General features: G+C 70.1%; 18 protein-coding genes. 8 read left to right on the top strand and 10 right to left on the bottom strand.

Translation table 11 applies throughout. From position 1 onward, the window contains the following. Positions 1 to 77: 77 nt before the first annotated feature. Positions 78 to 1,349 (top strand): PP2C family protein-serine/threonine phosphatase, encoded by a 1,272-nt coding sequence (locus ABZ208_RS19775; protein WP_356910745.1) that lies wholly within the window; start codon positions 78 to 80, stop codon positions 1,347 to 1,349. Positions 1,350 to 1,377: 28 nt separating this feature from the next. Here ABZ208_RS19775 and ABZ208_RS19770 read toward each other — a convergent pair whose 3' ends face one another. The 4 genes from ABZ208_RS19770 to ABZ208_RS19755 all read right to left on the bottom strand — a co-directional run bounded on the left by ABZ208_RS19770 (position 1,378) and on the right by ABZ208_RS19755 (position 4,646). After that, positions 1,378 to 1,560, bottom strand: coding sequence for a hypothetical protein (locus tag ABZ208_RS19770; protein ID WP_356910744.1), 183 nt, complete (start codon positions 1,558 to 1,560; stop codon positions 1,378 to 1,380). Positions 1,561 to 1,627: 67 nt separating this feature from the next. After that, positions 1,628 to 2,617, bottom strand: coding sequence for a polyphosphate kinase 2 (gene ppk2, locus ABZ208_RS19765; protein ID WP_356910743.1), 990 nt, complete (start codon positions 2,615 to 2,617; stop codon positions 1,628 to 1,630). Positions 2,618 to 2,722: 105 nt separating this feature from the next. After that, positions 2,723 to 3,721 carry an MASE1 domain-containing protein gene (locus tag ABZ208_RS19760; protein WP_356910781.1) on the bottom strand — a complete coding sequence of 333 codons (999 nt, stop codon included), beginning with the start codon at positions 3,719 to 3,721 and terminating at the stop codon, positions 2,723 to 2,725. A gap of 64 nt (positions 3,722 to 3,785) precedes the next feature. Beyond that, positions 3,786 to 4,646, bottom strand: a complete 861-nt coding sequence (locus tag ABZ208_RS19755; RefSeq protein ID WP_356910742.1) for a PP2C family protein-serine/threonine phosphatase — start codon at positions 4,644 to 4,646, stop codon at positions 3,786 to 3,788. 224 nt (positions 4,647 to 4,870) lie between these two features. Here ABZ208_RS19755 and ABZ208_RS19750 point away from each other — a divergent pair, with 224 nt between their 5' ends. Next, on the top strand, positions 4,871 to 5,191 hold the full coding sequence (locus ABZ208_RS19750; protein WP_356910741.1) for a hypothetical protein: 321 nt from the start codon (positions 4,871 to 4,873) through the stop codon (positions 5,189 to 5,191). Positions 5,192 to 5,244: 53 nt separating this feature from the next. Here the strand turns inward: ABZ208_RS19750 and ABZ208_RS19745 are convergent, their stop codons facing one another. Together ABZ208_RS19745 and ABZ208_RS19740 are read right to left on the bottom strand one after the other, a co-directional pair. After that, entirely contained in the window at positions 5,245 to 6,114 is an 870-nt protein-coding gene (locus tag ABZ208_RS19745) for a universal stress protein (protein ID WP_356910740.1), read from the bottom strand. 166 nt (positions 6,115 to 6,280) lie between these two features. Then, entirely contained in the window at positions 6,281 to 7,150 is an 870-nt protein-coding gene (locus tag ABZ208_RS19740; protein WP_356910780.1) for a universal stress protein, read from the bottom strand. A 186-nt stretch (positions 7,151 to 7,336) separates the two neighbouring features. Here ABZ208_RS19740 and ABZ208_RS19735 point away from each other — a divergent pair, with 186 nt between their 5' ends. From ABZ208_RS19735 to ABZ208_RS19725, 3 genes are all read left to right on the top strand, one after another. Further along, positions 7,337 to 8,884: a DUF4331 domain-containing protein gene (locus ABZ208_RS19735; RefSeq protein WP_356910739.1), complete on the top strand. Its 1,548-nt coding sequence runs from the start codon at positions 7,337 to 7,339 to the stop codon at positions 8,882 to 8,884. Between the two features lie 193 nt (positions 8,885 to 9,077). Then, positions 9,078 to 10,400 (top strand): tetratricopeptide repeat protein, encoded by a 1,323-nt coding sequence (locus tag ABZ208_RS19730; protein WP_356910738.1) that lies wholly within the window; start codon positions 9,078 to 9,080, stop codon positions 10,398 to 10,400. Next, positions 10,397 to 12,085, top strand: coding sequence for a nickel transporter (locus tag ABZ208_RS19725; RefSeq protein ID WP_356910737.1), 1,689 nt, complete (start codon positions 10,397 to 10,399; stop codon positions 12,083 to 12,085). Before ABZ208_RS19730 ends, ABZ208_RS19725 begins: the two co-directional genes overlap by 4 nt. Positions 12,086 to 12,130: 45 nt before the next feature. Here ABZ208_RS19725 and ABZ208_RS19720 read toward each other — a convergent pair whose 3' ends face one another. The 3 genes from ABZ208_RS19720 to ABZ208_RS19710 all read right to left on the bottom strand — a co-directional run bounded on the left by ABZ208_RS19720 (position 12,131) and on the right by ABZ208_RS19710 (position 16,910). Continuing rightward, positions 12,131 to 12,463 carry a YkvA family protein gene (locus tag ABZ208_RS19720; protein ID WP_356910736.1) on the bottom strand — a complete coding sequence of 111 codons (333 nt, stop codon included), beginning with the start codon at positions 12,461 to 12,463 and terminating at the stop codon, positions 12,131 to 12,133. Between the two features lie 96 nt (positions 12,464 to 12,559). Continuing rightward, complete coding sequence (locus ABZ208_RS19715) at positions 12,560 to 15,268, bottom strand: SpoIIE family protein phosphatase (RefSeq protein ID WP_356910779.1); 2,709 nt, start codon at positions 15,266 to 15,268, stop codon at positions 12,560 to 12,562. Between the two features lie 136 nt (positions 15,269 to 15,404). Next, positions 15,405 to 16,910, bottom strand: a complete 1,506-nt coding sequence (locus ABZ208_RS19710; RefSeq protein ID WP_356910735.1) for a serine/threonine-protein kinase — start codon at positions 16,908 to 16,910, stop codon at positions 15,405 to 15,407. A gap of 112 nt (positions 16,911 to 17,022) precedes the next feature. On the opposite strand from ABZ208_RS19710, the gene ABZ208_RS19705 reads away from it, so the two are divergent. The 3 genes from ABZ208_RS19705 (at position 17,023) to ABZ208_RS19695 (ending at position 19,246) form a co-directional block, all read left to right on the top strand. Next, positions 17,023 to 17,325 carry a hypothetical protein gene (locus ABZ208_RS19705; protein ID WP_356910734.1) on the top strand — a complete coding sequence of 101 codons (303 nt, stop codon included), beginning with the start codon at positions 17,023 to 17,025 and terminating at the stop codon, positions 17,323 to 17,325. A 145-nt stretch (positions 17,326 to 17,470) separates the two neighbouring features. Beyond that, the gene (locus ABZ208_RS19700; protein ID WP_356910733.1) at positions 17,471 to 17,968 is read left to right on the top strand and encodes a peptidylprolyl isomerase; all 498 of its coding nucleotides are present in this window, start codon (positions 17,471 to 17,473) and stop codon (positions 17,966 to 17,968) included. Positions 17,969 to 18,115: 147 nt separating this feature from the next. Beyond that, positions 18,116 to 19,246, top strand: coding sequence for a substrate-binding domain-containing protein (locus tag ABZ208_RS19695; protein ID WP_356910732.1), 1,131 nt, complete (start codon positions 18,116 to 18,118; stop codon positions 19,244 to 19,246). Here ABZ208_RS19695 and ABZ208_RS19690 read toward each other — a convergent pair. Next, positions 19,203 to 19,658 (bottom strand): MarR family transcriptional regulator, encoded by a 456-nt coding sequence (locus ABZ208_RS19690; protein WP_356910778.1) that lies wholly within the window; start codon positions 19,656 to 19,658, stop codon positions 19,203 to 19,205. The genes ABZ208_RS19695 and ABZ208_RS19690 overlap by 44 nt on opposite strands. Between the last annotated feature and the right edge of the window lie 367 nt (positions 19,659 to 20,025).

Here is a 20,025-nt window from a genome sequence, read left to right as displayed (position 1 = left end):
TCTAGGCTGGGTGACGAGCGCGCCCGACGAGCAGCGTCGTCGAGCGGGCAGCCGTCCCGGCGCTGGAACGGAAGGCCATGGCAGACACGGAGAGCGTCCTGCGGTGCCTCACCGGCATCCTGCAGGCGGGCCATCTGACAGGCATCGAGCAACTGCCCGGCCTGCTGGCCCGGCAGGCCGAGCTGGTGGGCGCGTACGGCACCCGTGTCTTCGTCACCGACCTGCGCCAGCTGGTGCTACGGGAACTCACCGGCCGCGGCCTCGACGCAGGCGAAGGCGGCGAGGAGTTCGCCGTGGAGTCCACGCTGCCCGGGGTGGCCTTCCGCGAGACGCGCATCCTTTCGTCCCCGGTCGCAGAGTCGGGCCGCACGCGGTACTGGGTTCCGGTGCTGGACGGAACGCAGCGGCTGGGAGTGCTGCGCGCGGATGTCGCCGAGGGCACACCCGAGGACCAGGCACGCGCCACGCTGATGCATCTGTCGTCGCTCACGGCATTGCTGATCGTCAGCAAGCAGCCGTTCAGCGACGCTCACGCCCGCCTGGTGCGTACGGAAACGATGAATGTCGCCGCGGAGATGCAGTGGAAACTGATGCCGCCGCTGGCGTTCGCCAACGAGCAGATCGCGCTCGGTGCCGCGATGGAGCCGGCCTACAAGGTCGCCGGTGACGCCTTCGACTACGCGACCGCCGCGGACACGGTGCACCTGGCCATCTTCGATGCCATGGGACACGACAGAGCAGCCGGGCTCACCGCGAACCTCGCGGTGGCGACCTGCCGCGCCCAACGGCGGGAAGGGCATGACCTCATCAGCACTGCTCGGGCCATCGAGCAGACGCTGCTCGACGAGTTCCATCACGACCGCTACGCCACCGGCGTCCTCGCCGACCTCGACAGCCGCACCGGAGAGCTGAGCTGGATCAATTGCGGGCACCTGCCACCGGTCGTGATCCGTGGGGGCCGGTGGGTCACCACGCTGCACTGTCCTCCCACCCACCCGATGGGAACCGACCTCGGCCTGCCCGCCATCGTCCGCAAGGAGCATCTGGAGCCGGGAGACCGCCTGCTGCTGTACACCGACGGCATCACCGAGGCCCGCGACGCACTGGGCCGCGAATTCGGACTGGACAGGTTCGTCGACTTCATCGTCCGTCACCAGGCCGACGGACTGCCGGTCCCCGAGACGCTGCGCCGCCTCATGCGCGCGGTCCTGCAGCACCACGAGAACCACTTGTCCGACGACGCCACCGTCGTCTTCCTCGAATGGCACGGCACCGCCCGCAACGCCGCGATGCGACCGACCGCGCCCGCCTCGAATGCCGGCTCTCATGGCGACGCACTCGCCCTGTGACACCCGGGACCGCGTCCCCGACGGCCGGCTACCGGCCCTCGGTGTCGCCCGTGCGCGCGTTCTCCTGGGCGGTTCGGCCCGCGGTGAGCCCGCCTGACACGCTCTCGGCGCGGCGGGGCTCCATCACGTCCGGTTCGGCGTCCCTGATCTCACGCGTCACCTCTTCGTGAGCGCTGAGGTGGGGCTTGCCGTGCTGGCGGGGACGCTTCATGAGGGTCTCCTCCTGTCATGTGTGGGTGTGTGCCGCACGCGTACCCAAGGCTCGCCGTCTCATCCCCTCAGTGTGGCGGGGGATCCTCCGTGGGGTGCGCTCCGGGGGCGACAGCAGGATGTGCGAGCGGAGTGGGCGAGAGGACGGTGGGCTCCTCGCCGGATTCCAGGAGGGTGTTGGCGGCGCCCACGATCAAGGGGTCCGGTTCGCCGACTGCCTCGATGTCCTTGCTGATGTAGTCGCAGCGTTGGAGCAGACTGCGCATGGCCTCGAGCCTGCCGCGCTTTTTGTCGTTGCTCTTGACGACCGTCCAGGGAGCTTCGGGGGTGTCGGTGGCGCGGAGCATGTCGACCTTCGCCGCGGTGTAGTGGTCCCAGCGGTCCAGCGAAGCCACGTCCGTCGGCGAGAGTTTCCACTGCCTGACCGGGTCCACCTGACGGATCGCGAAACGGGTGCGCTGCTCCGTCCTGGACACGGAGAACCAGAATTTCACCAGCACAATGCCGTCCTCCACCAGCATGCGCTCGAAGAGCGGGCACTGGTGCAGGAACAGTTGGTACTCGTCCTTGGTGCAGAAGTCCATGACGCGCTCGACGCCGGCCCTGTTGTACCAGGAGCGGTCGAAGAAGACGATCTCGCCGGCTGACGGCAGATGCGCGACATAGCGCTGGAAGTACCACTGGGTCCTCTCACGCTCCGTGGGTTTCTCCAGCGCCACGACGCGGGCTCCACGGGGGTTGAGGCGCTCGGTGAACCGCTGGATGGTGCCGCCCTTCCCCGCGGCGTCACGGCCCTCGAAGATCACGATGAGCCGCTGACCGGTGTCCTTGACCCATCGCTGAAGCTTGAGCAGCTCGATCTGCAGCACCCGCTTGCGCTGCTCGTACTCCTTGCGCCGCAGTTTGGTGTCGTACGGATAGTTCTCGCGCCACGTCCGGATCGCGCGGCCCGACTCATCGAGCAGAATCGGCTGCTCCGGTCTGGTCTGGTCGACCGTCAAGCCGTCCAGCAGACTCTCCACGTCCTGGTCTTTGCCCTCGTCACCCTTCACACTCACCCCCTTCCCCCTTTTTCGTCACATGCATCGCTGCCGTCGCGGCGATGTGCCTGCGGCTCGTGCCGGCGGGGCGCGCCTGAGACACGCGCGGGACCCGACAGGGCGCTACCGGCCGCCTTCGCCCTTCCTGCCGTCCGGCAAGGGCCACAGGTGCGCGGTCTCACCCGGCGCGAGCTGGTCCACGACGTCCGCCAAGGCCGAGCACGCCTCCTCGATCCTGCGGCGGATGCCGATCTGCTCGGTGACGATCGCGGCCAGCAGCAGGGCGGTCAGTGCGGCGGCCCCGTTGAGCGCCTGCAGGATGACCATGACCTCCGGCAGAGTGCGGCCCTCGAACGGTCCCTTGCCGGACGTCGCCGCCGAGATCGCCAGCACCGAGATCAGGAGCGCGCCCACCGCCGCGCCCGGCAGCTGATAACGCAGCGCGGCCCAGATGAGCATCGGGAACGCCAGGAACAGCAGCGGCAGCTCACTGCGGGTGGCATGGAACATGATGCCGAGCGACGCCAGGCAGAGGGCCACACCCTCGGTCCACCAGTACGGCCTCGTTTCCCGCGGCAGCCGGGCCCGGCGCAGCACCAGCAGCAGCGGGGTGACGACCAGGACCCCCATCACGTCCCCTGCCCACCACGCCAGCCAGACCGGCCAGAATTCGTCCGCCGGCAGCGAGCCGCTGAGCACCACGGTGCCGGTGCCCATGGTCGCGCTGATGAGCATGCTGCCCGCGCCGACGCACACCAGCGACAGCCCGTCCCGCAGTCTGTCGAGCTCCGTGCGGAAGCCGATGCGCCGGAGAACGAAATACGCCGTCACCGGTGCGATCGTGTTTCCGGCAATGACGCCGAGGAACGCCACCCCCACCGGTTCGAGCGAGGCCATCGACAAGAACGCACCGAGCGCGATACCGGGCCATACCCGGATCCCCATCCACAGCAGGCAGCTGAGGGCGATACCGGTGGGAGGCCACAGCGGCGTGACGACCGCCCCCTCCACCACGACCTGCTCGAGGAGACCGATCTGCCCGCTCGCCCAGTAGGCGGCGGCGACGGCGAGGATCCGCAGCAGCGCTGCGGCAGGACGTCGGACTCTCTCGCGGCAGACCACGCCTGACATCACACAACGTCCTCACGCCCGCGTCGCTCTGACACGCGCTAGCGGCGTTCACGATCTACCGAGGGCCGGCCGGCGGATCCTCCGCGGCTGCTTCCGGCGGACGGTGGAGCAGGACCAGGACGGCGGCGTCGTCGGTGTGATCGTTGAGCTCCGCCACCCCCATCACGCGGGAGGCCAGTTCCCCCGCCCCCACGCCGGACCGCACGCCGGAGCGGACCAGGCCGGCCACCGCGTCCAGGCCCGCCTCGATGGGGTACGAGGGTCCTTCCACGACGCCGTCCGTGAGCAGGACGTACGCGTCACCGGGCAGCAGGCGCCGCCGTGCCACGGGGTACTTCTCTCCGGGCAGGATCCCGAGGGGCACGCCACCCTCGTCCTCGGCCACTCCGCCTTCCCCGCTCGCTGTCGCCCACACGGCGGGCACATGTCCTGCGCGCGCGCTCTGCAGCTCCGCCGTGACCGGGTCGAAGCGCAGGAAGCTGCAGGTCGCGAAGAGCCCGTGGTCCACCGAGAGCAGGAGGTCGTTGGCCCGTCCGAGGATCTCGCCGGGGTCGGTGGTGGCGATGGCGACGGCTCGCAGCCCGATGCGGACCTGCCCCATGAACGCCGCGGCCTCGACGCCGTGGCCCTGTACGTCGCCGATCGAGAAGCCGAGGGAGCCGTCGGGCAGGACGAAACCGTCGTACCAGTCCCCGCCTATGTCGAGGCCGTTGCGTGCCGGCGCGTACCGGGCGGCGACACTCAGACATCCCGGCGACGGAAGACCGGCCGGCAGTGTGGCGCGCTGCAGGGCCTCGGCCAGCTCGACGCGGACCTTCTGCCGCTCCGCGCCCTGCCGGACACGGTCGGTGAGCTGGCCGAGCGTGCTCAGCAAGTCGTCGGCGGTCGCCGACCGTATGGGACGACGCCGGGTCATAGACCTCTCCGAGATACGCCCGAAGGCCACTGGCCCGGCCACTGCTGTACGGCACTGTGGACGGGTTCAGCTGGGCTCGTACAGTGCGGGTTCATTGTATTTCCGACCGTCCCGGTGCCGCACGGTGCGAGCCGGCGGCAGCAGTTCCAGGTGAGTATCCGAGGCAGGCTTCCTGAGTACGCCGGCCGATCCCCTTCCGCGCCGCGCCTGGTCGAATGACGGCCATGACTCCCTGTTCACCCCGCAGCCGCCGTATGCACCATGTGACCGCCACCGGCACGGCCCTCGCGGGCGTTCTCGTGCCCTTGGTGGCCGGTGTCGTCATCGCCAAGGTGATGGGCGCGGACCCCATGGCGCCGGTCAACACGCTGATCGCCCACGGTGGACGGCGCATCGGCATCCCCGCGTCGCAGTGGCGCGGATGCCGCGGGTACGCCCTGCTCGGGCTGGGTCGCGGACAGCGGGACCGTTCGAGGTGCTGCCGGTACGGGCGGATACGGAGAAGCCACCGGTCCGCCGGGCGCCCCGGCTGTGCGGCCCTGTGAGGAGCGCAGTGACGCAGGGTGCGCAGCGTCACCGGGGGTCACCCTGCTCGTCGTCAGGCGTGCGGCACGACGGCCACTGGGCAGGGGGCATGGTGGATCACGGCGTGGGTGATCGATCCGATGTGGGAGCCCGACGCGGCCCGGCGACGGCCGACGACCACGAGTCCCGCGTTCGCCGCCGCGTCGACAAGATGGCCGGCCGCCCGGCCAGATGCGGCCTTCTCGGACACCTCCACGTGCGGGAACTTGTCCCGGTAGGGGCGTACGGCTTCCGACAGCGCCGACTCTCTCTCCGCCCTGGTGCCCGAGTCGGCGTCCGCACCGCCGGAAGCCCCCGCATGATGACGGAAGGCCGGGAGGTGCCAGGAGTTCAGGATGTGCAGCGGCACGGCGTGCCGCGCCGCGAAATCAAAGGCGAAGTCGAGGAGTTCGTCCGTCACGTCATGTACGTCCAGACCGAGGACGACTCCGGGGCGTCCCCCGCCACCGGCCCCGTCCTCGGAGTAACCCGGTCGGACCAGGATCACCGGGTGCTTCGCATCCCCCACGACCTCCTGCCCCACGGACCCGACCAGGAAGCCCATGGCACCGCTGAGCCCGTGTGACCCCATGACCAGCAGGCCCGCGTCGTCGGCTGCGCCCACCAGCACCTTGGCGGGGGCATCCTCGACCTCCTCGGTCACCGTGACGACGTTCGGCAGCCGCTCCTGTACGCGCTTCTCCATCGCGTCGAGCAGGCTCTGAGCCTCGTCGTCCCTGGTCTCGCGGGTCGCTTTGACGGCCGCGAGCTGGTGCTCCTGCCACCGCGACGCGTACACCAGCCGAAGGGTGGTCCCACGCGCCGCGGCCTCGTCCGCTGCCCAGTCCAGAGCCGCCAGGCTCTCGTCGGAGCCGTCCACTCCCACTGCGACGGGTCGGGACATGTTGCTCTCCTTGCCTCGGGCTGTCACAGGCATCCGTGCACGAGGGCGCCTGATCAAGAAATTACTCACTCAGTGGAAAGGGCGCGATTCAGGGCTTCACGCCCAGTGAACGTGGCCCGGACCCCCACTCACCGAAGTCCGGCCGCGGCCGCGGCACCGCCCGGTGTCACACCTCCGGCACCACGGCGACGGGGCATTCACTGTGATGGAGCACCGCGTGCGCCACCTTGCCGAGTTGGAGGCCGCCGTGACCATGCCTGCGGCGCGCTCCGACGACGACCAGGCCCGCAGCGGCGCTGCCCTGCACCAGCACCTTGTGTGCCGGGCCTTCGACGGTGGAGCGGTGCAGTGCAAGCCCCGGGTGCTCCTGTACGCCATCGGCGGCAGCCGCGTCGATCCTGTCGGCCGCTGCTTCCTGGTCGTCCGCGCCGGATCCGCCCGGCGCCCGGGGGTGACCGAGGGCCTTGTACAGCAGGGTTCGCCATGCCCGCACGGCCTCCAGTCGGCAGCCACGTGCCGCGGCCTCCTGGAACGCGTACCGGATGGCGCTTGATCCCTCGTCCGGGTCGGGGACACCGAGCAGGACGGGCCGGCCGGCCGTTTCCCACCCGGCTCTGTCTCCTCGCACCACGACCACCGGACAGTGGGCGCGCGCCGCCACACCCAGCGACACCGATCCCAGCAGCCGGCCCTTGAGCCCTCCCCGGCCGCGGGATCCGGTGACCAGCATCGCCGCGTGGTGGCTCTCGTTCACCAGGGTGGTCACGGTGTCCTCCGCGAGAACGTCGGTGACCACCTCGACATCGGGGTCTGCGCGGCGGGCACGCTCGGCAGCGGCGGCGACCAGGGTGTCGATCAGCATCTGTTCCGAGGGGCGATCAGGGCTGTCCGCCGGCGAGACGCCCTCGTACCGCTCCCACCTGGAGGCGTACACCAGGCGCAGCGGAAGGCCGTGGACCGCCGCCTCGCGCACGGCCCAGTCCACCGCTTCGAGGCTGCAGTCGGAACCGTCGATTCCCACGACCAGGGGCAGCATCCTCTCCCACCGCCTTTCTTCGCCCAAGGGAAGGCCTACTCCGTCACCGTCGCACGGTGGGACCGGCATCGCGCGGGACGGCTTGCCGAAGTAGTCGCGGTCATGTCCGAACAAGACGGGGGTCGCGCACGTACTGGACGTACAACAAGCCAGATCGGAACCGAATGACGAACAAGGATGGATGCGATGACCGCGATGGGCAGAAGCGGGTGGACTCGACCGGGACGCAGGAGCGTCGCTCTGCTCACCTGCGGTGCGCTGGCCGCCGGGGGGCTCACAGCCACCGCGATGGCCGTGCTGCAGCCTCAGACGGCCGTGGCCTCGAGCCACCGGGAAGCCCCGCTCATATCGGGGCAACCCCAGTACGACAACACGGACGTGTACGCGTTCGTCAGCCCTGATCATCCCGACTCGACGACGCTGGTGGCGAACCTGCTGCCGATGCAGGAGCCGGGTGGCGGGCCGAACTTCTACACGTTCGCCAACGACGCGCGCTACGACCTTCACATCGACAACAACGGTGACGCCAAGGACGATCTGCTGTACCGGTTCACGTTCAAGGACCACCGCAAGAACGACCGCACCTTCCTCTACAACACGGGTGTGGTCGAGAGCCTGGACGACCCGGACCTCAACTTCACGCAGACCTACGACATCGACCTGCTGCGACTCGAGCACGGCAAGGTGATCTCCAGCCACAAGGTGGCGAAGAACCTGCCGGCCGCACCCTCGAACGTCGGCAAGGCGTCGATGCCGCACTACAAGAAGCTGCGTGACCAGGCCGTCCACAAGATCCCTGGCGGGCTGAAGTCCTTCGCCGGCCAGGCCGACGACCCGTTCTTCCTCGATCTACGGGTCTTCGACCTCCTGTACGGAGGTGACCTGTCCGAGGTCGGGAACGACACGCTCAAGGGCTACAACGTCAACACGATCGCCCTGCAGGTGCCGACCGCCTATCTCCAGCAGTCCGCGAAGCAGCCGGTCATCGGCGTCTACGCGACGACGGAACGGCAGAACGCCGGCGGCGAGTGGACCCGGGTGTCGCGGCTCGGCATGCCCCTGGTCAACGAGGTCGTCAACCCGGTCAAGGACAAGGACAAGTTCAACGCCTCCTCGCCCGAGAACGACGGTGACTTCCTGAAGAACGTCACGGAGCCGGAGCTGCCGAAGCTCATTGACGCGATCTACAAGATCAAGGCTCCGGCGGAGCCCCGCGACGACCTCGTCTCGGTGTTCCTGACCGGCGTGAAGGACCTCAACCAGGTGGAGGGGGTCACGGCGTCGGAGATGCTGCGGCTCAACACCTCCATCAAGCCGGTCGCGAAGCCGAAGCGGCTGGGGGTGCTGGACGGCGACACGGCCGGCTTCCCGAACGGGCGGCGGCTCACGGACGACGTGATCGACATCGCCTTGCAGGTCGTCGAAGGTGAACTCGTCGGCTCCAAGAACGACTTGGGTGACGCGGTCAACAAGAACGACAAGAAGTTCGACCGCTCCTTCCCCTACGTCGCCCTGCCCGCCGCGGGCTCCGACACGCGGGCAGCCGCGAGTTCGACCACGAAGAACGCAACGGGCCTGACAGGCGGAGGGTCCTGGGGCACCGGGTCGTGGGACAACACCACGATGCTGGCCTCTGCGGCATCAGCGGCTGCGGGGGCGCTGGTGGTCGGCCTCGCGATGATCTGGTTGCGTTCGCGCCGCCGCCCCGCCGGACGCCGCTCCTGGATCGACTGACCGGCCAGGGCATCCGGCACCTCTGACCGGCCCGGCGGCGCGATCCGTACCCCCCACGGCGGCGCCGCCGGGCCGCCCCCCGAAATCCCCAGGTCCACCGAGACCACCGAGAAAGGCGAGACACATGCCGGTACGGAAGCCGCAGTTCGCGCGAGCGCCCGAGAAAGGGCGCGGGCCGCGAGGGCGCATCGCTGTGGCTGCGGCCCTTGCGGTGGGGCTCACCGTCACATCGGTGGTGATGGGGACGGACAGCGACTCCGAGCCGGAGGGACGGCCCGCGCAGGTGCTCGCGGCAGCCGTGCCCGTCGAGCGGCTGACGGCAGGTGACCTCGCGCAGGGCATCGAGGGCCTGCAGAAGCACCTCCGCAGCCAGCCCAAGGACGCCACCGGATGGGCGACGCTGGGCGCAGCGTATGTCGAGCAGGCTCGGACCAGCGGAGATCCGACGCGGTATCCGCAGGCGGAGAAGGCGTTCAATCGTTCCCTGGAGCTGCGCCCGGCCGACGAGAACGACGCGGCACTCGCAGGCCGGGCGGCGCTGGCCGCCGCCCGGCACGACTTCGACACGGCACTGGGTCAGGCGGACCGGGCGCTGCGCGTCAATCCCTACAACGAGCGGGCGCTGGCGAGCCGGGTCGACGCGCTCGTCGAACTCGGCCGCTACGAACAGGCGCAGGATGCGGTGCGCCTCGCCGACCGGCGACGCCCCGGCATCCCGGTCTTCACCCGGTACGCCTATGTACTGGAGCTGCGCGGCGATGTGACGGGGGCGCGGCGGGTTCTGCTGCGTGCGCTGGACTCCGCCGCCAGTGACCCGGATGTCGCCTACGTCGCCACCGCGCTCGGCCGACTGGCCTGGAGCCAGGGCCAGTACGGGCGAGCTCTGGATCACTATGCGACCGCGCTGCGTGCCGAACCGGATCATGTGCCGGCGCTGGAGGGGCGGGGCCTCACCCATGCCGCGCAGGGCAACAGGCAGCGTGCGCTGAGCGACCTCGAAGAGGTCGTACGCCGGTACCCGCTTCCGGGCCAGCTCGCCGCTCTCGGCGAACTGCGCGAGGCGGCCGGGCAGCGCAAGGAGGCCAAGGAGCAGTACGAACTCGTCAGCGCGTGGACCCGGCTGGCCCGTGCCAACGGTGTCGCCACCGACCTGGAGTCGGCCCTCATCGAGGCCGACCACGGCGACGCCCGCGAGGCGCTGACATCGGCGCGCGCCGAATGGGCCCGCCGCAAGAGCGTCCACACGGCGGACGCGCTCGCCTGGGCATTGCATGCCAATGGCAAGGACCGGGAGGCGCTGGTCTTCGCGAAGAAGGCGACGGCGAAGTCGCCCGGCTACCGCAATGCCTCCTTCCTCTTCCACCGGGGCATGATCGAGCGCGCGCTCGGGGACGATCGGGCCGCCCGCCGCGATCTGCGCGCCGCACTCGAACTGAACCCGGGCTTTTCGCCCACCGGGGCACGCGAAGCCAAGTCCGCGCTGTCCGCGCTGTCCGGGCGCCGGGGGGATTCATGAAGCGACGTACCACCGCTCGCGCGCTCGCCACACTGGTGGCGGGAGCGGCTCTTGTCCTGCTCCCCGCCCAGGCGGCACAGGCACACCCGCTGGGGAACTTCACTGTCAGTCAGTACGACGGCCTCGTCGTGGCTCCGGGACAACTGCGCGTGGCGCATGTGGAGGACCTGGCGGAGATTCCTGCCGCACAGGAACGGACCCGTATCGACACCGACGGGGACGACCGGCTGGCAGCGGCCGAACTCTCGGCATGGGCCCGGACCCGGTGCGACGGTGCGGCCGCAGGCGCCCGGCTCACGGTCAGCAGTGAGGCGTCGGCGTCGCAATCGTCGTCGATCTCCGCCGGGAGCGCAAAGGCGCAAGTACGCCCAGGGCAGGCAGGACTGCAGACCTTGCGTGTGACGTGCGAGCTGACGGCGTCGTTGCCGCGAGGTGAGGGGATCAGGCTCGCGTACCACCCGGCGGACGCCACGACCGGGGCGGGCTGGCGGGAGATCACCGCGCAAGGCGATCTGATGACGCTCGCGGCGTCGGACGTGCCGTGGGACTCCGTCTCCCGGCGGCTGACCGCGTACCCCGACGATCTGCTCGCCTCACCGCCGGACCACCGGTCGGCAGACGTCACGGTCCGTACCGGCGGACCTGCTCTCACCGACGCCGGAAAGCAGGACAGCGGCTCCCCGGTGGCGGGCGTGCTGCCGCGAGGAGCTGACCGGTTCGCGCAGGCGCTGACCGGGCTGGTGGCCCGGCACGAACTGACCGTCGGCTTCGGGGCGTTCGCCCTCGGTGTGTCCCTGCTGCTGGGTGCCCTGCATGCGCTGGCGCCCGGCCACGGCAAGACCATGATGGCCGCTGCCGCCACGGCAGGCGGCCGGAACTCACTGCGCGACATGCTCGCCCTCGCGGCATCGGTGACCATGACCCACACCCTGGGCGTCTTCGCCCTGGGCGCCCTGATCACCGCGGGGCGGGCGGCGCCCACCGTCGTGTCCTGGCTGTCCGTCGCGAGCGGCAGCCTGGTCGCGGTCGCCGGAGCGCTGCTGCTGCGCAGGGCGTGGCGCCGACGCCACAGCGCCCACGGGCACGGCCATACCCACGGGCACGATCATGACCACGGGCATGGTCATGGCCCAGAGCATGGTCATGACCACGGGCATTCACACGGGCACGGGCAAACGCCAGGTGGCGGCGGCGAGTTGCCGCAGCGCGAGGAACGGGTACCCGTTCTCACCGCCGCTCGGCCCCACGAGCACAGCACCGTCCATGCTGCCTCCGCGCGCACTCCCGCGGGTCGCGGCCAGGAGCACACTCACCCCCACAGCCATGACCACAGCCACACCCCTCCCGCCCCCGGTCTGCGCGGGGTCATCCTCCTCGGCCTCGCCGGCGGGCTGGTCCCCAGCCCGTCCGCGGTGGTCGTCCTGGTCGGTGCCGCCGCGCTCGGCCAGGCGTGGTTCGGGTTCCTTCTGGTCCTCGCATACGGGGCAGGACTGGCGCTCACACTGGCGGGGGCCGGATTCGCGGTGGTGCGGTTGCGGGACACCACGGTGCGCAGGCTGGCGATGCGGCCTAGGGGCCGGGCCGTTGCGCTGGCCCGGCGGGCGGCGCCGCTCGGCTCGGCCGCTGTGGTCCTCGTGCTCGGGTGCGGACTGCTGCTCAGGGGCGCAGCAACGGCGCTGGGGTGAGTCGTGCAGCAGACCGCGCCCACCCGCCTGGCCGCGCGGTGCCTCTCAGAGGCGGCCGGTCTTCCCGAATTCCGCGACGGCTTCCCGGTGGGTCCCGCCTCCGGGCTGCCGTCGGATGGCCACAGCCGCGCTGTGCAGGGAGTGGAGCGCCATCAGCAGAAAGCCGATGTCGTCCAGGTACACGGGGTCGGGAACAAGATCCACGGGAGAGAGTGTGTAGATCACCGCGCACCAGAACAGTGCCTTGCTCCGCAGCGGGATCCCGGCGGCGAGCAGCAGTCTGCGTGCCTTGAACACACGGACCAGCAGTACGCCGGTGGCGACCGCGACGCAGACCAGTGCGATCACGGTCAGGGTGAGCCAATCTGTGCCATCCATGTATCTCGTATACCCGCCGGGACCCCTCTGCGTCATCTCGGGCCTCTCCCATGAGGCGAGAACCCCGCCGGCCGGCGCGTGGCCCGCGGGACGCGCTCACAGCGGCTCGGCGTCGAGCAGCGCGGCCCACGCGCCCTCCGTGCCGCCGATGCCGCCCGGCGTGCCGGGCAGCGCCTGCTCCGCCCAGATGACCTTGCCACCAGGGGTGTAGCGGGTGCCCCACCGCTCGGTCATCTGGGCGACCAGGAACAGGCCACGGCCTCCCTCGTCGGTCGTGGCCGCGTACCGCAGGTGCGGCGAGGTGCTGCTGCCGTCGGAGACCTCGCAGGTCAGGGCGCGATCACGGATCAGCCGTACCCGGATCGGGGCGGAGCCGTAGCGGATGGCGTTGGTGATCAGTTCGCTGAGCACCAGTTCCGTGCCGAAGGCGAGCTCGGCCAGGTCCCACTCGTCCAGCTTCTCGGCCACGGCCGCCCGCATCCGCGCCACGGCTGCCGGATCGACCGGCACCTCCCACTCGACGACGTGGTCGGCGGGAACCACACGGGTACGGGAGATGAGCAGGGCGACGTCGTCCTTGGGCCGGCCGGGCAGGAGCGCTTCGAGCACTGCCCGGCAGCTCTCGTCGGGCGGCCGGTCAGGATGTCCTGCCAGGGCCTCGCGCAGCATCTCCATCCCGACGTCCAGGTCGCGGGAGCGGTCCTCGATCAGGCCGTCGGTGTACAGCACCAGCTGGGTGCCCTCGGCCAGCTCCAGCTCGGCGGTCCGGAACGGCATGCCGCCCAGCCCGAGCGGCGGCCCGGCCGGTACGTCGGCGAACTCCGCGCAGCCGTCGGGATGCACCAGCGCGGGCAGCGGGTGGCCCGCCCGTGCCATCGCGCAACGCCGGGAGACGGGGTCGTAGATCGCGTAGAGGCAGGTGGCGCCCAGGACGCCGGCGCCCACCTCCGTGTCCGACTCGTCCTGGTCGATCCGGCCGACCAGATCGTCCAGGTGGCCCAGGAGCTCGTCGGGCGGCAGGTCGAGGGTGGAGAAGTTGTGCACCGCGGTGCGCAGCCGGCCCATGGTGGCGGCGGCATGCAGTCCGTGGCCGACGACATCGCCGACGACCAGCGCCACGCGCCCGCACGGCAGCGGGATCACGTCGAACCAGTCGCCGCTCACCCCGGACTGCGCGGGAAGGTAGCGGTGTGCCACGTCGAGGGCGCTCTGCTCGGGCAGGGCCCGTGGCAGCAGGCTGCGCTGCAGAGTGACCGCGAGCGCGTGCTCGCGGGTGTAGCGGCGGGCGTTGTCGATGTTGACGGCGGCCCGGGCGACCAGTTCCTCGGCGAGGGACAGCTCCTCCTCGTCGAACGGCTCCGGTTTCTGCGAGCGCCAGAAGTTGACCACGCCCAGCACCACGCCCCGCGCCTTGAGCGGGGTCGCGATGAGCGAGTGGATGCCGTATTCGATGATCCGGCGGGTGCGCTCGGGGTCCTGGGCGTGCCAGCCGGTCGCCGCCGACAGGTCGGGCACCAATTCGGAACGGCCGCTCCCGAAGCCCCGGGCCTGGGGGGTGGAGGGGAGGAACTCGATCAGCTTGCCCAGCGGATACAGGGGCGCGTCGTCATGAATGCCGTTGACCGCGGTGCGCCGCATCTCGTCGGCACCCGTACCGCTGGGCTCCTCGCCCTGGAGCACGGGGTCGGCCAGGTCGACGGTGACATAGTCGGCGAACCGGGGAACGGCCACGGTGGCGAGCTCCTCGGCGGTGTGCACCACATCGAGGGTGGTGCCGATACGGGTGCCGGCGTCGTAGAGCAGCTTGAGGCGTTCGCGGGCGACCTCGGCCTTGCCGGACAGCGCCCGGAGCTCGGTGGAGTCGCGGAGGGTGGTGACCGTGCCTCCAGGGCCGCCGTCCCGGCCCGTCCGCCGCTGGTTCACCGCCAGCAGCCGCTCCCCGGCCAGGTGCACCTCGTCGGTGACCACGCGACCGGAGGCGAGCACGTCGACCGTGCTCGGGTCGAGGCCGGGCAGATCCGTGACGTGACGCCCCTCGGCATTGGGCGGGAGGTCGAGCAGCCGTCTGGCCTCGTCGTTGGCCAGCACCAGCCGGCCGTCGTCGTCGACGATGAGCACCCCTTCGCGCACGGAGTGCAGCACCGTGTCGTGATGCTCGTACATGCGGGTCATCTCGGCCGGACCCAGGCGATGGGTCTGCCGTCGCAGCCGTCTGGTGATCAAGGCCGTGCCGCCTGTGGCGAGCGCGAGCGCGACGGCGCCCGCGCCGACGATGATCGGCAGATTGCGGTCGACCACGCTGGTCACGTTCTCGACCTTGAGGCCGGCGGAAACCAGAGCGATGAGCTTGCCGCGCGGGTCGGACACCGGGTCGTAGGCGGGCACGGTCGCCTGGACCTCGTGACCGAGCGGGCCGTCCACGCTCTCGGTGTACACCCGGCCCTGGAGCGACGGTTCGATCGTGCCGACGAACCGCTTGCCGATCCGGTCCGGAATGGGGTGGGTGTACCGGATCCCCTCGGTGTCCATGATCACGATGAAGTCGACCCCCGCCTCCTTGCGGGCCAGCTCGGTGATCGGCTGGAGCACCTTGGAGGGGTCGGGGCTGTCCAGCGCCTTCGCCAGGCCCGGAGAGCGGGCGAACGAGCTGGCGACCGCGATGGAGCGGTTGATGGCCTCCTTCTCGCCGTCGTGCCGGGCCTGCAGCACCAGGGCGACCACCCCGCACGCCACGAGCAGCACCACGACCGCCACCTGCAGGACGAAGACCTGCCCGGCGACGCTCCGTGGGCTCTTTTCGGTCAGTGACCGCACCGACGCGCCCCGAATCGGTCGAAATCATCGACCATATCGCATTTCTAACACTGTTGGCAGGGTGGTGCTATCGGCCGGAGTCGGCCGGGTCCGGGTCCCAGGAGCGGTACGCCCTGGCCGCAGCCCGCTATCCCGGGAGCCGGACGCCCTCGACGGCGTTGTCGAAGACCGGCCGGTATGTGCTCCACAGCGCCGCGGGAGCGCTGAGATAGATGACGTGCTGGGTGCCGTCGGGCTCCGCGAAGGCCAGTTCCACGGCGCGGAAGCCCCGCTCCCGTCCCTCGAACGTGAACTCCCAGTATCCGGCCGGCCCACCCCGGAAGGTCGTCCCGTTCATCCGTACGCGCTCGTACCCGGGGTTGTCCCGGCGCGTCTGCGCCTCTTCGACCTCTCGCCAGTGCCGCAATGCGTCACCCCCGGCGAAGCGGGTGGCGCTGACGCGCAGTCCCACCAGTCCGGACGGGTCCACGTAGGCGATTTCACCGCCGCCGGTCGTCGTGCGCTTCCAGTCCTTCGGCACCGGTACCGCCACGCCCTTGCCCTCCTTCCGGAGGCGGTAGCCGGCGGGAACGGGCGGGACCGAAGCATTCAGGCTGCTCGAGGACGAATTCGGCTTGTCCCCGCCCCCGTCCCCGTCCCCGTCCCCGTCACGACCGTTCATGACGAGTGCCGCACCCGCGACGACGGCGCCCACCGCCAGGACCGCCACGGACGACAGCGCTGCCCGACGGCCCCGGCCCGGCGAGCGGGACGTACGAGGCTCCGACTCGGCCGCCGGCCGGGACAGCTTCCAGGTTTCGACCGGCGACTCGGCCACCTCGGCCGCCTCGGCCAGCAGGCGTTCTGCCCGGTCGGCGTGCATTCGGGCCGCCGGTTCCTTGACCAGCAGGCCGGCAATGACACCGCCCAGGCGCGGCGCGCGCAACGGCTCAGGCTCGTCGACCGCGATGGCGTGCGCGGTCGCGATGGCCGAAGCGCGCCGGAACGGGGGCCGCCCCTCCACCGCGTGGTAGAGCGTGGCCCCCAGTGACCAGAGGTCGGAGGCGGGGCCGGCCCCTCCCGCCTCACCCACCAGGCGTTCCGGAGCGACATAGTCGACCGACCCGACCCACTCCCCCGTCGTCGTGAGGGAGGGCGCTCCGGCCGGCAGGGCGATACCGAAGTCGGTGAGGACGATCCGGCCGTCATGGCCGAGCAGCACATTGGCGGGCTTCACGTCCCGGTGGAGCACCCCGGCCTCGTGTGCGGCGCGCAGCGCGCCGGCCACGGCGGCCCCGATACGCGCGGCTTCGCCCGGATGCAGCGGACCCTGTTCCTTGATCGCGGCGGACAGGGTGATCGAGGGTATGTACTCCATGACGATGCACGGCCGGCCCTCGTCGACGACCACGTCATGCACCACGACCACATGGGGATGGCTGATGCGCGCCGCGCTGGTGGCCTCGCGGCGGGTGCGTTCATGAAGGATCCGGACCTCGCGGTCATCCAGGTGTGCGGGGATGTGCAGCTGCTTGACTGCGACGTCACGGCCCAGGAGTTCGTCCTCGGCCCGCCACACCGTCCCCATGCCACCACGGCCCACGTGCTCGGCAAGCCGGTACCGGCCTGCTACGAGTCGCCCTGCCTCGGACAAGGCCCCGCCCCCTTCTGCACCCCGGACTCCAGGGGTCGCAGCGGCCACGATAAACCGTTTCCGCGGGATCGCGCGGGTCGCGGCTCTCCCATATGGATGTCAGCCTGGACGCATGAGCTGGGCATCGTGGACGACTCGCGGCGTGTACTCGGGGAGCGGCGGCGTGCGCACCGACGAGGTCGGCGTGCTGTCCGGTGATCTGACCGTGCATACCACCTGGGTCGACGGCACTGCGGAGATCACCGTGCAGTACACCGGCGCGGCCGACTGGTTCACCATGACGGGGAGCCCCGTGCAGTGCCCGTCCGAGGAGGCCAGCCGCGCTCTGCACGAGCAGGTGGTGCAGGCGGTACGGGACGGCTCCGGGGCGACGGTGCCCCTCCCCCCGCTCCCGGAACCGGAACCGGAACAGTGACCCAGCGCGGCGTCGCATCGCGCCGCCGCGAACGTGACATGTGAGAAGTACCCGGAAGGTCAATGATCACCGTAGTCACGATTTGTCACGGGTCTGCCGGTGTCGCATGGTCAGGAGCCCATGTGACGGATGGGAGGATGCCTCCATGAATCCTGACGTGTATTTCGACATCACCATCGACGGCGAGCCGGCCGGCCGGATCGTCTTCACGCTGTTCGACGACGTGGTCCCGAAGACCGCGAAGAACTTCCGTGAACTGGCCACGGGTGAGCACGGCTTCGGATACGAAGGCTCCGCCTTCCACCGTGTGATTCCTGACTTCATGCTCCAGGGCGGTGACTTCACCGCGGGCAACGGCACCGGGGGCAAGAGCATCTACGGCGCGAAGTTCCCTGATGAGAACTTCCAGCTCAAGCACACCAAGCCGGGCCAGCTGTCCATGGCCAACGCGGGCCCGAACACCAATGGCTCGCAGTTCTTCATCACCACCATCGTCACCGACTGGCTCGACAACAAGCATGTCGTCTTCGGCGAGGTCGTCGAAGGCATGGACGTCGTCAAGAAGATCGAGTCGCTGGGCTCGCGCAGCGGCGCACCCAGCGCCGTCGTCCGGATCGAGAAGTCCGGCGCGGTCGGCGCATAGGCGCCGCACAACGGTCAACACCGGTCAGGGGAACAGGCTCCGGGCTTGTTCCCCTGACCACCGACGCGGGACGGCAGTGCGGGTCCCCGGTGCCGACGGACCGCCGGGCCTCTTGGTCGCCGGGTGTGGCCGGACCATGATGTCGCCATGCACCGGCCGCTCCCATCCTCCCTCCACACTCCCGCAGTCCCCCAGTGGTCGACCGACGACGCCGTCCTGAACGTGGCGCTCGTCTACCCCATGCAGGGCCCGGCCGGCATCTTCGGCCCCACATGTGTCTCCTGCGCCCGGCTCGCTGCCGAGGAGCTCAACAAAGCGGGTGGCGTCCTCGGCAGGGAACTGCGGCTGCTGGAGGTCGACGGCGGCGCAGCGCCGCCGCAGGTCGCACAGGATGTGGAGGCCCTGGTGGCGACCGGCGCAGTGCAGGGCGTCACGGGCTGGCACATCTCCTCCGTACGACAGGCGGTTGCGCCTCGTATCGCGCACCGGGTGCCGTACGTCTACACGGCTCTCTACGAAGGCGGCGAGCGCACCGAGGGTGTGTTCATGACCAGCGAGACACCTGCCTGGCAACTGCTGCCCGCCATGGAGCTGCTCGCCGGGACGCGGGGGGTGCGGCGCTGGTACGTCGTCGGCAACAACTACGTCTGGCCGCGCCGCACGGCGAGGGGCGCGCGCGGCTACGCCCGCGCATGCCGGGGCGGCCGCGTCTGCGGCGAGTCGTATCTTCCGCTGGGCACCGAGGACTTCCGGACCGTCCTGCAGCGCATCGAGCGGACGGACGCCGACGCCGTGCTGATGCTGCTGGTGGGCAGCGACGCAGTCCGCTTCAACAGGGCGTTCGCCGCCTCGGGGCTCGACCGGCGGTGTCTGCGGCTGAGTACTCTGATGGACGAGAACATGCTGATGGCCAGCGGCCCTGAGGCTACCGTGGACCTGTTCAGCACGGCCGGGTTCTTCGCCTCCCTCGCGAACCAGGACACCATGGACTTCCACGGCCGGTACGCCGGCCGCTTCGGGATCGATGCCCCGGCACCGGGAAGCCTCGGTGAATCCTGTTACGAGGGAGTGCTGTTGCTGGCGGCACTGGTCGAACGGGCGCGAACCCTCGATGTGTCCACGATCGGAGCGACTGCCGACTCGGTCTCGTACGAGGGGCCACGTGGCCTGCTCCGACTGCGTGACCGGCATGTACGCCAGCGCATCTATCTGGCGCAGGCGGACGGGCTCGACTTCAATGTGCTCGCTCAACTGAGCGGCCCTCACGGTCTGTTGTAGCCCTGCCCTCCAGGGCGTCCGCGAGCCTCGCCAGTAAGGTGCGCAGCTCCTCGTCGTCGCTGCCGCCCAACTCCAGCCAGTCGGCCCGCACCTGACGGTCGAGCCGCTGCCGGCGCTCCATCCCCCGCGGGGTGAGATACGCGAGGACCCGGCGCCGGTCGGCGGGGTCGATCCGGCGGTAGACCAGGTTCTGGTCGACGAGTTGGTCGACCAGCTTGGTGAGTGTCGGCGCGGGCAGTGAGGTGCGGTCGGCGATGACCGACATGTGATGCCCGCCTTCGGAGAGCAGGCCGAGTACCCGCCACGCCTCTACGGAGCAGTCGAACTCGTCGAGTACGGACTGCACTCGGCGCACCGAGAGACGTTCGGCCCGGGTGAGCAGCTGGAGCAGTTCCTGCGGCCGGCTCGCCATCATGCTCCTCATCTCACGCCTGTGCGGGGACACTCGACAGCGTACGCCGCTCGCTGCCTGCCTTGACAGGGTTGACGACAGCCCGATACTTTCCACAGGAAGTATTTATTGCCGTTACTGAGGTGCCGTCAATCAGGCGTCCCAGTGCGGCTTTTTCTATTTTCCCGGCGACCTCTGTGCTTCAAGAGAAACGCGGCTTCAATGGAGCCGAAACGCCGAGGAAACAGCGTCGGCGCAGTCTGTGACCGCACTTCAGTAGACCAGTCCGGACACCACCACCGGACGGCTGGGAATTCGCGCGCCGACCGCCGCAGCATCTGAAGCACCGAGTATCTCTCTCACCATCTGTCCCTCCCTCCCCGAATCC

The sequence above is a fragment of the Streptomyces sp. NPDC006208 genome (assembly GCF_040613775.1).
Classification (GTDB): domain Bacteria; phylum Actinomycetota; class Actinomycetes; order Streptomycetales; family Streptomycetaceae; genus Streptomyces.
The sequence above is the reverse complement of the archived record's forward strand: the minus strand, read 5'-3'. Positions and strand labels throughout refer to the sequence as shown.